Annotated in this window: 4 protein-coding genes; all 4 read right to left on the bottom strand. The window is 38.5% G+C overall.

Annotated features, from left to right (window positions below; genetic code table 11):
• Window positions 1-8,241, bottom strand: an 8,241-nt coding sequence (locus F8154_RS06620; RefSeq protein WP_192930187.1) for an RHS repeat domain-containing protein, incomplete at its 3' end; no start/stop codon positions are given.
• Between the two features lie 34 nt (window positions 8,242-8,275).
• Window positions 8,276-9,133: a hypothetical protein gene (locus F8154_RS06615; RefSeq protein ID WP_151860820.1), complete on the bottom strand. Its 858-nt coding sequence runs from the start codon at window positions 9,131-9,133 to the stop codon at window positions 8,276-8,278.
• Between the two features lie 2 nt (window positions 9,134-9,135).
• Entirely contained in the window at window positions 9,136-10,071 is a 936-nt protein-coding gene (locus tag F8154_RS06610) for a hypothetical protein (protein ID WP_151860819.1), read from the bottom strand.
• Window positions 10,072-10,093: 22 nt separating this feature from the next.
• Window positions 10,094-13,390, bottom strand: a complete 3,297-nt coding sequence (locus F8154_RS06605) for a fibronectin type III domain-containing protein (protein ID WP_151860818.1) — start codon at window positions 13,388-13,390, stop codon at window positions 10,094-10,096.
• Between the last annotated feature and the right edge of the window lie 22 nt (window positions 13,391-13,412).

Genomic DNA, 13,412 nt, shown 5'->3' with positions numbered 1-13,412 from the left:
TCCTGTGTAGGGGTTGTAGTATCTTGCTCTTAGGTAGCAGAGTCCTGTTTCTTGGTCATAGAATTCTCCTGCATAGCGGATTGGGTTTTGGTGTTGTTCTATTTGGAGGGTTGGGTTTCCGAATATGTCGTAGTCATATTGGTTTTGTATTTCCCCTGCCTCGGTTATGGTTTGTACTACGTCTCCATGTCCGTTATATAGGTAATATACTAATTGGTTGTTGCTGTCATATCTACTGATATAGTTATTTCCTCTGATGTATCTTCCGCTGACTGCTCCTCTTTCATTGGTCTCTAGGATGACATGCTGCCTGTCGTAATGGTAGTTGGTGTAGACTGGGTTGTAGTTATCCTTTGAGCTCTTACTAATCTTTTGGGTTCTTAGTCCGTCTCCGTTGTAGGTAAAGCTGACTACTACTCTTTCTCCATCTTTGATTTTTTCTATTTCTTTTGGTCTGTTAAAGCCGTCATATTGGCTGTTGACCTTTTCTACTAGGATATTGATTTCTTCTGTTTGTTGATCTCCATGGATATCCCCGGTGGTGCTTTGTCTCATTTGTCTATTGTGGGGTAGTATATAGTTTACTGCTTGTCTTACTTCGTTTCCATTGGCATCGTATTGGTAGTTGGTTGTTTTTTGGAGTACTTCTTCTCCTTCTTCGTCTTGTAGCTTTTCTACTAGTTTTATGAGCTTGTTGGCGTTGGTATAGACATAGTGACTTTTCTTTATTTTATATTGTATCGCTTCTTTTGTATTTTGGTCAATATATCCACTTGGTTGGGGTGAGGTGTATATCTCATCCATTGTTAGTCGGTTTCCTGACTTATCGTAGCTGTAGTGGGTGGTTTTTCCTGGTGCCTCTACTTTTGTGACTCTACCCACGGTGTCATAGGTATAGTTTGTGGTTCCATAGCTATCGGTTTTGCTGGTTTCTTTACCGGTTAAGTCATAGGTGTATTGGTAGCTTGATAATATGCTTCCTTTGTTGCTCTTGTTGGTTAGTTCTATTAATCGATTGTTTTTGTTCAGGATGTATTCTTCTCTTATTCCTCCTGGATATTGGATTGATTTTCGGTTTCCGTTTTCATCGTACTCATAGGTGACTGTCTTATTATTAAAGGTAACGGTTTTCATCCTATTGGACTCATCGTAGGTATAGCCTGTTGTAAAGCCTTTGTTATCTGTTACTGTGATTAGGTTTCCTACGCTGTTATATTCATAGGCTATTTCTAGTTCTCCATTTTTTCTTTTTTCTATTAATTGATGTTTTTCATCGTAGTAATAGGTGGTTTCTCCACTTTCGTCCTCCATGGTCTGTCGGTTTCCTGCTTCATCGTAGCTGTAGGTAATTTGATCTCCTGTCTCTAATACTTGCTTTTTTGTCAGTAGGTTTCGGCTGTCATAGGTGTATTGTATGTGATTTCGGCTTTTGTCTATTTCTAGGGCTAGATTTCCTGTTAAGTCATATTGATAGTTAATGGACTGATTTTCACTATTGATAACCTCTATTAGGAAGCCAAGGGCTCCATAGTGATATTTGGTTACCTTGCCTCGTCCATCCTGCATAAATAGCTTGTTGCCTATTAAATCGTAGCCGTATCGGGTAGTAACTCCTAGTTGATCGGTAACTGCCTGTAATCTTCCTCCATTGTCATACTGGTAGGTCATGCTATGGCCGTAGGCGTCTGTTTCTTTAATCAATTCTCCTGTTGGTAGATACTGATATATTGCTGTATGTTTATTGTCTTCATTAGCTTCTGGATCAATTTTTTTTATTACTCGATTTGCTAAATCAAAGAATTGTAGTGTCTCATAGCCTTTGCCATCAATGTACTTTACTAAGTTCCCATTTTCGTCATACTCATTTTGTCTGATTATTTTATTAAGTGGGTCCTTTATTATTTGTAGTCGATTCAATTGATCATATTCATAGGTCATTTTATACCCTAGACTATTGGTTTCGGTAATTTTGTTTCCTGCTAAATCATACTCAAAGGTAAAGGGCTGATTCATTGGGTCTATAATAGTCAATAGTCGATTCATGGTATCATAATGGTATTTGGTTTCGTTTCCTTTTTCATCTGTAGATTTGATACGATTCCCATTGGCATCATAATCAAAATGCTGACTAACTTCTTGTCCGTCTAAATCTCTGGTAATTTCTATAACCTGCCCCAATAGGTCATAGCGATATTTTATTTGGTCACCCTTGGGATTAGTCTCTGTTATTTTATTTCCCATAGGATCATACTGATATTGAGTGATAAGCTGAAGCTTTCCTGTAGTTTCCTCTATAAGGTGACTGTATTTATCGCCTTCATAGATATCTTCTGCATTAACCAATTGTATTTTTGTAATTTGTCTATTAAGGGAGTCGTATTGATAGCGTTCTATCTCAAACTCTTTATCATTTTTAGCCTTCTTAAGCTCCACAAGGTTACCGTTTAAGTCATAGGTACTTTTACTGTAAGCTCCATTATTGTCTGACACTGTCTCTACCTTGTTATTATCATAATAGGTGTAGCTTGTTTCTCTAATGAAGGTGGCATCCTTACTGCTAGTGATTTTTTTTCTTATTAGATTGCCAACAGAATCATACTGATAGTCTTCTATAAGATAGTCTGTATTTCCTGCTGCATCTAATTGAAGGGGAAGTCTTTTTTGAGTTAGTCTATTAGTTTTATCGTAGCTAAAATAGCTTATGCTTCCTCTTTTGTCCTTTTCACTAATTAGGTTTCCGCTTAAATCATATTTTAGCTCCCTTGTATTTTGGTAAGGGTCCTCCACCTTCAATAGCTTTCCTAAGCTACTATAGCGATAGGTGGTAACATAGCCTCTTTCATCTGTCTCGCTGATTTTTCTTCCCTTTCTATCATAGGTATACCATTTACTGCTGCCATCGGGATGTTTTTCAGCATCCATGGTACTAGCACTGGAATAAACCCATGTGGTTATATGTCCTTTGGGGTTTGTTCTTTTAACCAGATTACCAAGAACATCATACTGAAAGCTGGTTACAGCCCCTAGTGGATCGGTCATTGTGGTAGTTTTACCCAATCCGTCATAGGTATAGGTAGTGCCTAATGAGTTAGCTAATTCTCCGGTGTAACCCAAGCCATTGATTACCTTCTGGGGCATACCTAGCTCATTATATAGGATATACTCCAGTAAAACACCTTCTGGTGAATAAGTGGTCACCTTACGATTCATACTGTCATAGGTATAGGTAGTACCCTTCAACTCTTGTACTAATTCAGGGGTGTCTTTATCCTGTTGATATTCATTGGGATTGATTACCTTAATCACATTTCCCATGACATCGTAGATATAGGCAGTGACAGCTATACCACTTTGGGCTGGTTCAATTTTTCTGATTAGCTGGTTAAAGGCATCATATTGATATTGGGTAACAGCACTATTTCCATTGCATTCTTCTATTAGATTACCATTTCTGTCATAGAAATATTGGTGTATATCCCCTTCTGCACTCACCCTCTTTACTGGTCTTCCATCTAAATCAAAGCTCACTTGGGTTTGATTACCGTTAGCATCCCTTTTAAGGATTGGTTGCCCATCTTTGTTATATTGATAGGTAGTGGTAGCCATAATTCGATCAAAATAGAAGTCATCGAAGGTAGCACCAGCTAAAAACCTTGAGTCTATTTCTGAGGTTTTTACCAAAATTGATTCTGATGTCACCCTTGAATGATGATCATATTTTATTCTTTTTATCTCTGCCTCAGTTGCTGAAACAGCCTCTGTAATTGTGATGACATTCCCCTGGGCATCGTATTCTTGAAGTACTTCCTGGTCCAATGGTCCACTGGTCTTAATTAATCTTCCAGCATTATCATAGGTGAAGTGTACTAGATCATTTGCTGAAACAACCGATTCCAGCTCTCCATTAACCTCTTGTAAGAATGTTTCCTTTGAAAGTTTAAGACCCCTTTCATCGTAGGTGCTTTGGGTTAATTTATAAAATTCGGTGTTCCCTTCCCTACGGATATACTCCCTAATTGCTGTTTGATTTCCCTGTTGATCATATTCATAGTAGGTCCAGTTTCCAGCCTGGTCCCTTTGGGCAATTAACTCACCCTTAGGGGAATACTGGTGTATTTGGGTGGTTCCATCGGCAAATTGAACCTTGAAGGGGGTTTGGAATATTGTATTCCACTGCTCAGTTTTATTTCCCCCACGATTGATTTTTATTTGATAAAGTAATCCAGTCAAATCATAATCATAAAGCTCCCTTGATTCATCTGGGTATGTTTTTTCCTTTAATAAACCATTTAAATAATAGGTGCTGTAGGTTGTATTGCCATAGGAATCTGTTTCAGACAATACATTACCTCTAAAATCGTACTGATAGCCGGTAGTGTAGAAGGTTGTTCCCCTTTGAAGGTTCTCAGCGGCTGTCTGGGCTGAAGTTTTTTCTATTACCCTATTTAGAGCATCATACTTCATTAATGTTCCAAAGGAATCCTCTGGTGCATCATTGTTGTAGCCTTCCCCTGATACTTCCTTGACAATATTACCCCTTCCGTCATATTCACGATAGGTCACTACCTGTGAGTTTGTCCCATCGAAATCAATGTCCTTAATCCCTTGGTTCATTTGATCATATTCATAGACCATACCTGGGGCATCTTCTAAATCCATATTTATATATCTAGGGTCTACCTCCTTAATTTTGTTTCCATTAGCATCGTAGGCATAACGATGAACCTGACCAAGGGGGTTAGTCTTTGTCAGCACTTGATTCTGACCATTGTATATATAGGCTGTGGTTAAAGCTTTACCCTGGTTCTTAATGGTTTCAGCTGTCAGATTACCCTTTTGATCATATTGATATTGCGTTACTTTATACTGCTGTCCACTAAAGGGCTCTTTTATTTCTGTCACTAAATTACGGTAATTATATGCGTAGTGGGTGGTCTCGAACCCATCCCCTGTGAAAACAAGCTCTTTAGTTATATTTCCTTCCATGTCCCTTTCCAAGTGTTTTTCACTATAGCCATACTGGGCAGCCTCGGCTGCATTGTTGACATCATGGTAAGCTATAATTTCTTTTACCTGACGCCCAGCAAAATCGTAAGCATATTCTGTAGCAATATATTTTGTTTTTTCAGCATCGCTAAAGTCTAGCACTTGCAGCAGATTGCCTGCTAAATCATATTTAAACTCTTTGTGGCTTTTCCTTGCTTCATCTATTTTTTCATATTGATCTGTCCTTTGATTCATGGAATCATAACTAAACTCTAGGACATATTGGGGTGTCTTTCCTGCTCCATCTCCCATACCTTCTATTTGGCTAATAATGTTGCCATTAAGGTCATAGTTTACACTGGAATAGCAGTATTCCTCTGAGCCCTCAAGATAGATTTTTGTCTCTGATAGCCTACCTATTTCATCATAAATGTTCTCTACAATTCTTCCATCAGGCTGATGAATTTTCAACTCTTGGTTCAGACCATTGTACTCATAATGGGTTTTGTAGCCTAATGGGTCTGTGTAGACTACCTTTCTTCCCAAATCATCATATTCAGTATAGCTGGTAGCACCTCCACCATCAGTAAACTCTATTAAATTACCTTCATAGTCATAGGTATAGTTTAAGGAGTAATAGTTGATTTTATCTGCTGAATATTCCTTCTTAATCAACTGATTTAATACATCATAATAGTACCTTTCTTTATAGCCCTCTTCATCGGTAATGACCAGTCTTAGAGGTGTATTTTCATCATAACCAACTTCATATTTAAGGGATAGTTCTCCTTTTTGTACCTGATCCTTTTCATAATAGCCTTTGGATATCAGCCTACTGGCACTATCATAGGTGTACCTTATGCTATGGCCATTGGCATCTATTTGCTTTAATAGGTTACCCTTTGAATCATATTCATTTGTCTCTAACCGTTGCCATTGGTTTTCTTTCCAAAGACTGTATCTCACTAAGTATCCCAAGATATCATACTCGTATAGGAATCGGTTACCAAGGGCATCAGTTTCTTCAATGGCAAAATCCTGGTATGGTTGATCCCTGTAGGAAACCGGTAGCTGTCCTCCATTTGGTTTAGTTGTATTGATTAATCGGCTTAGGGAGTCATATTCAAAGGTCGTAACATTCCCTAGAGGGTCTATTTCCTCCAATAAATTGCCTGTGTTAAAATCGTAGCTGTATTTTCTCTCTATTCTCTCCCCATCAAATATTTGATAGGTCTTTGTCATATAAGCACCCTTGTGGTCCTGCCCCTTTGCATCTACTCCATATTCATAATAGCTGCTATAGGTCTCTCCCTTAGATTGGTTCTCTCTTTTAATCATGTTTCCATATTCATCATACTCATAGTAGATAATTACCCATTGATTCTCATCTTGAGTATTGATTTTTGTTTCTTGAATAATATCTCCTGAGTTGTTTAAGGTATATAAAACTTGACTCAGGGTTTCTGGATTCCTCTTCCATGTTTTGGAGGTTGGCATATGGTAACGATCATAGTCATAGGAATATACCACTGTATGTTCATTATTTAGAGGAATACCATTTTCATCCCGTTTGGCTTCCTTACCAGTGTAATTGGTTAAATTGCCATATTCATCATATTTATAGTTAGTTATCTCTGTAGTAGGGGTACTGCTTGGTTGACCATTCACTATAGGATAAATTAACCTTTTACTCAGCTTAACCAATTTCATTTCATCATGCTCAGTATAGGTAACTTCCTTATGGTGCTCTCCAACGTCTTGTATTTCGATTAGCTGATGTATACCGTCATAGGAATAATGTTGCGTTCCCCCAAGCAAGTCAGTAATTTTTGTCTCGTAGCGGTAGGTGTTCTCTAAATAATCATAGTCATTTTCTTTATAGCCTGCATGTCCAAAGCCATCGGGCTCATTCACATAGGTGTAGGTTACCCGATCTTTGGTTTCTGTGATAAATTTATCTATAAATTGCTTATGGCTATTATCAAAATCTTTTTTGACAAGCTCCTGTACCTCAACAATTTTCCGATATTGCATGCTTCCTTCACTTAAGCCCTGGGTAAAGGAGTCGTAGCTATATCGCTTTATCCGATTATTTTTTAAGTAGTCTATTTGCACAAGATTTTCATATCGGTTATATACTGAATAGGTTTTGCCATTGGTGTAGGTAAAGCCTAGCTCAGGCTGTTCATACCAGTAATGATATTTAGGCTGACCGTCAACATCATATACCCTCTGAAGTCTGGTTCTAATTACTTGTTTTTGTGGATTGACTAGTACCGCTGATTTATCATAGACTATTTTCTTCCCCCCTGGGAAGGTGATCTCAACTTGAAATTTCTCCTCTAAGTCACCGGAATCCACAGTGTTGGGATTTTGTGAGGCCTTATAGCTGTCTTCCTTTGAATAGGGTACCTCTTTAATTTTACCTACTCTAAAGCTATGGTCTTCTTTATATTCTAAGGTAACAACTCTACCTACTGAATCGATAATTTTACCGATCAAACGCTTTTCTATTTTAGTGCTGCCAATTTCATAGCTAAGGGTAGTATACTCAAATTTTATTGTATTGCCGTAGCGATCGACGATTCCTAGAATTCTTCCGTCCTCAGAAAAGTAGGTTTTCTTTCCATCCTTTCCTGACATGACATATTTCGATTCTCCGTCCCCTTGTCCATTATTGAAATCATTGGATTCTCTAATGATTACATCTCGAACTGTTTGTCCCTCTGGCATATAGGTAACTATATCATCCATCAATACAGCCCGCAGACGATAAACATCTCCCCCCTCGGTGTGAAGGAACTTATGACTGCTTTTGTCCTGGTTTTCTCTGATTTCCATGGAGGGAAAGGAAAAACGCATCCCTACACCAATGTTATATCTATCCTCATAAAAGGAGGAGGTTTTAGCATCAGAATGGACATAGTCTACCCAAGCACCATTCACATACTTAACCTTCATTTCCTGCACATTTGATACTCCGCTTTTATAGATACGTTTAATCTCTAGATCAAGACCATTAGTACCTGGTAGCAGATAATCTGTTTGCATTAACTTGATTTCACCACTTTGGGCACTGATGGATTCTTCTAGGGTATTATTTCTAATAAAAACTGGAGAAAGCTTTGTATTATACTGTTTTGCTGGTCCTACTAAATTATTTAACCGCTCTTCAAGGGTCTCTGCATGGGCCTGAAGGGGTAGTAGAAGAAATAGCAGGCTTAGGATTAATAAGATTCTATTTATACGTTTCACTTATTTGATGCCCCCTTTGTATTACTAATGTTTTTTACTGATATTTTTCCTGATATCCTCTGGCTAATATTTCTTCTTCTGTTTGTCCCCTTTGGACTAATTCTAAAACTGCTTCCTCAGAAAAGCCTAGTTTATTTGCTAATACCAGCCCTTCAACTATCTTCTCTTCTGACAGCCCCAGTGAAGTGTAGCTTGTTAGCTTTTCCTGAGTTACTTGAACCCTTGGGAGGGAATCTGAACCATTAAGTATATTTAATTCTTCAGTAATCTGACGCCAGCTTTCTCCCTCCTGCAGTCTATGGATTAGGGAGGTAAAGTCTTCCCCTGATTTATGTGAAATTATATCGGCAATCATAATGTCATCAGAGGTTATTCCTAGGGTTTGGGTCAGTTTTTCCAGATATTCCATATCAAAATCCCTGGGTACAAAGGTATTTGCTTGATTATAGTCTTTAAACAAAATTACCCAGCCTTCCCCCATTTGATGGGCTATCAAAAGCTCCCTTAGCTCTTCAACGGTCCCATAGCCATGATATAGAAAATCGTAGGCACTCATTACATCCCCTAAAAGATATCCCTCTATTAACAAGCTTTCGATTTGTGTCTGCAGGGCTGGCGAAACCATGAATGTAGAAAGGATGCTTCGATATAAATCAAGGTAATGATCATATCTCTCGGGATATTGATCCTTGATGATCTCTTGAATTTCTACACTTATTTCTACTTCTGTAGTTGGTACTTCATCAATATTTTCATCTGTTAGCAGGGCTACCTGTTCACTTTCAAATGTTTTCCCGTCGCTAATCATTGAATATACACTAAGTCCGGTATGTAAAACCAAACCTGTAATTAGAATTAACATAGTGGTTCTAGCTATCAACTTCTTAATCATGGTTAACGCTCCTTTGTAGTATAGTTAGGATTTAGTTTATTAATCTCATCCATAATCTGTTGTGCTGGATTATGAGGCTTTACTACCTGATTTGATGAAATAGGAGATTCTTTTGAATGATTGAAAACGGGTATTTCAACTTCCTTAGGACTAAATGACTCAAGGGAAATGTCATGGTTATTACCTTCTTGAATAGTCTTCAAGGTTACCTCCTCTAAATCATGAAGGGTAATTGGATCAATTCCTACCCCTTTTTCTCCTTTCAGGTCTAAATAGTCCTCCCATAGTTCTACATAATCCTTCAGATAAATATCTAACTGGAGGGAGATAAGGTATTCCTCCAGTGCAGCCTCTTTACTACCTAATCTTTTATCCAGCCTTAGGACAAGGGTGATGGCATCTTCCAGTTTAAACCCTTCGTAAAGCTGTCGAAGCCTTTTGTTCTCCTCTTGATTTTCATTATTACTCTCTATTTCTGCCATCACGTCAGTTTCTATGGTTCTTTTAATTTCATACAGCTGAAACTGAACTCGTTCTGCTAATATTTTGGCTTCTAATACCTCTTCTTCTCTAAAGCCTTCAGCGAAAAGAGCTGTTAAAAATTCATTTGTTAGTCCAGAATTAAGAAGCTGTGTGTCTCTATTGACTGGTTCCTCTACCAAATCTGCTTCACCTAAATAGCTTAAAATCTTATTCCAGCTGTTGCCTTCTTTTCTAAGGTCATGTATGATTGAGGTTTTTACCCCTGTTAAATTAGAGATTTCTGCGGCAATTCTGTTCTCTTCTTCCTGATTGACTGCTTTAACAGTCTCCCCTTGAAGGGGCAACGTATCTTTAATATTTGGCATATCCACAGCATAGATAAATAGTGGTGCAATCAACGCCATCCCTAACAATAATGCAATGAATCTTGTATGATTACCTTTTTCCTTAAGCATCTACATTCCTCATTTCTAATCATTATTCTAAAATAAAATCTATGTTTATCTCGCCATCAATTTTTGATTTAAATATAATTCCCGATATTTCACCTGTCCAAGAGGTTCCTGGAAGAACAGATTGTTGAACCCTGTACTCGATTCTACCTTCGGTGTGATTGACCTCAATATTGGTTCCAGGAATGACTCCTGTAATCAAACTTTCTTCTTCTATTGTAAATCCATATAAATCCACAACCTCTACTTCGTCAGGATCATAGGTTACCACGAAGGTCATTTGGCTGAAATCCTGTACATGATATGCTAACAATGACATCTCAAAGTTTTCCTCCAGCTTTCCATCAACAACATAGGTGGGACTAGTGGTGCTCTTTGATAGAAGAGGACTCCAGGCGGTCACCCCAGTCATATTTTTTGCCCTGATCCGATAGTAATAGGTAGTGGCTGGTGTAAGCTGATCATGTATATAGCTTTCTAATGTTCCATTATCCAAAACTGTTCCATTCACTTCAATATCATAACCTGTAGCCCCTTCCACCCTATCCCATCGAAGCTCTATCGATGTGTCTGTGGCAAAGGCCTCTATTTCCCCTGGTGCATCGGGGGGATTTGGTAATGTAGCTAGGGAAAGAACAACATACCATTGGGGATCTCCCGTTTGATCCTTTACACGAATTTTATAGGTATGGTATTCCTCTGCTTGAAGTCCTGTATGATTATAAGTTGTATTTTGATCGTTATCCATTAAGACTCCATCTACCTCTATTTCAAACCTATTATCATAGGCCACAGCATCCCAAGAAAGCATGATTGAATGATTGGTCACCACAGCAACAAGGTTTGTTAATGCCACTGCTTCATCACCCATGGTGGACATTGTTACTGGTTTACTCCATGGGCTGACACCACTTATATTTCTCGCCCTAACTCGATAGCTGTGCTGGTCATTGGTGTTTAATCCACTATGGGTAAAAATTGTATCCTCCACATTAACAACTGTTACTCCATCTATTTCTATTTCATAGCTTTCAGCATAGGCAACCTGATACCAGGTAAGATTGATACTACTGCTATCTGAAGTAGTCATAATGTTAGTAGGTACCACAGGGGCTTCTGGATGTGTTGTTACATTGATTGCCACACTCCATGGACTTTTCCCTCCACTATTTTTAGCCCTTACTCTGTAGGTGTGACCGGATAAAGGTAATAGGCTTTCATGGAGATAAAATGTGTTATCTTCATTTTCTAAAATTAAACCATCCACCTCAATTTCATAGGCTGTAGCCCCCTCAACACTGGGCCATTGTACCCTTACTGAATCTTTAGTAATATTTGTGGTGATATTAACCGGTTCTGTAGGTGGATCTGGAAGTGTATCTATTGAATACTCTTGGCTCCACTCACCTGCCCCTCCACGATTGACTCCCCTTATTCTAAAGCTGTAGCTGGTTTTGGGGGTTAACTGCTGATATAGGTAGGAGGTTTGGTCACCGGAATAAATGATGCTACCGTTGGCCTCTACTTCATAGCTGTCTGCATTTGGTACGGAATCCCATTCCAACTGAATACTTCTTTGACTTGGTATCAAGTTTAAATTTTCTGGACTAGCTGGAGGATAGGGTAGGGTAGTAATTGAATAAAGTGAGCTCCAATTTCCTGTTCCTCCACCATTTTTTAACCTAACCCTATATTGATGTTGTGTGTTAGGGATTAGGTTTTGATGAATATAGGTAGTAAGATTACCGTTATCCACGATAATTCCATCGGCTTCTACATCGTAGCCTGTTGCCCCTACCACTGGCGACCAGCTTATGGTGACTGATGTTTGTGAAGAATCTAATGTAATGTTCTTAGGTGGATCTCCTATGGTGATACCAGTCACCCTTGGTGAATAGTTAGTTTCTATACCTGCATGGTTTCGTGCCTTTCCTTCAATTAAGTAGCTTGTATTGGCAGAAAGACCCTTTATGGTAACCCTGCGTTCTGTTGCTGTAATCCACGTAGGGGTCGTTGTCAGGGTACCAGTACTACTTACATATTTGCTACCTACCTTAACCTGATATTGAGTTGTTCCAGGATTGTTATCATTAAAAAGCAGCTCCAAGCTATCGGTTTGTTGGTTTTGAATTGTAAATGAAGGAATTTGGGCTAAGGTATAAACAGTCTGACTTTTTACTGACGTTAACTCCACCTTATCCCTTGCCTCAAATTTGGTTGTATAGGCAGTATTGGGGCTTAATGATCCTCTTGTGTATGAGGTTAATGAAGTCCAGTTGCTTGAAGTAGTACCTACTGTATATCGATAGGGAAGATGATTCATCCCTGCCCTTGCATCTGTAGCACTTCCTGTCATAGTTATACTATTGGCTGTTGCAGTTACATTCGTCACTCCTAATTGTGGTGGTGTTTTATCAATTTGGAAGTTGACTATCTCCTGAACAGTTGCTGTTCCATCATTAACTTCAAAACGAAGGCTATGATTTCCCTCAACTAAACCGCCCATGTTCATGGCATCGAAGCTAACCATTTGGGAGTTAGTGCTATTGGTAACAGTTTTCGTCTGTCTAGGGCTCGTCTCACTGTCTACATATAATGAGAAGGTCAGTCTATCACTGTCGGGGTCAGCCACATTTACAACAGGGATAAAGGCTGTGTTTAACCCACTAATCACTTGATTTGGTGTTGGCGATACAATATCAAGGGTTGGGATAGTCTGAATTTGGTCAAAAATAGAGGTTAAGCTATCTTTAAAATCACTGTCCAGATCTAAGTACAATCCTCCAGTTGCATCACTAATGCTTTTTAATTGTGATTTGGCTGGATCTGAACTTGAATTTGGGCCAATACTAGTTAATATAATGTTGTTATTTTTCAATAGGTTCTTGATTGAATTTTCCGTCCGCCCATAATCACTATATATTCTTTCATCACCTATAAGCACAAAGTACTTAGCTGCACTAATATCGAATATGTAGCTATTTACCGCATCATAAATAGCATCTAAACCATTTTCTGTACCCCCGGAAACATCAATCCTACCTAAGTCTCTTTTAAATCTATTGACATTACTAGTAAGGGGATATACAGTAACATCGTCTTCATAGGTGACCAGTCCAAGTCGATAGGAAATCCCCTGACCCTCTAATAAATCTGTAAAGTCACTGATTTGGTTTTTGACATTGTTAATGCTGGAACCCATACTTCCTGAACGATCTATTATAAAAACTATATCTAGCTTATTGGCAGCTGATACTGGCAGTGGTCGAATCAGGAGGGTAAGAATTAGAAAAATACTAAACAAAATTCTATAACGTTTCATAGAAAAGTCTCCTTTTAGATTG

Origin of the sequence: Alkaliphilus pronyensis, assembly GCF_009017275.1 — a bacterium.
GTDB classification, from domain to species: Bacteria; Bacillota; Clostridia; order Peptostreptococcales; family Natronincolaceae; genus Alkaliphilus_C; species Alkaliphilus_C pronyensis.
This window is presented reverse-complemented; position numbering and strand designations above follow the sequence as displayed.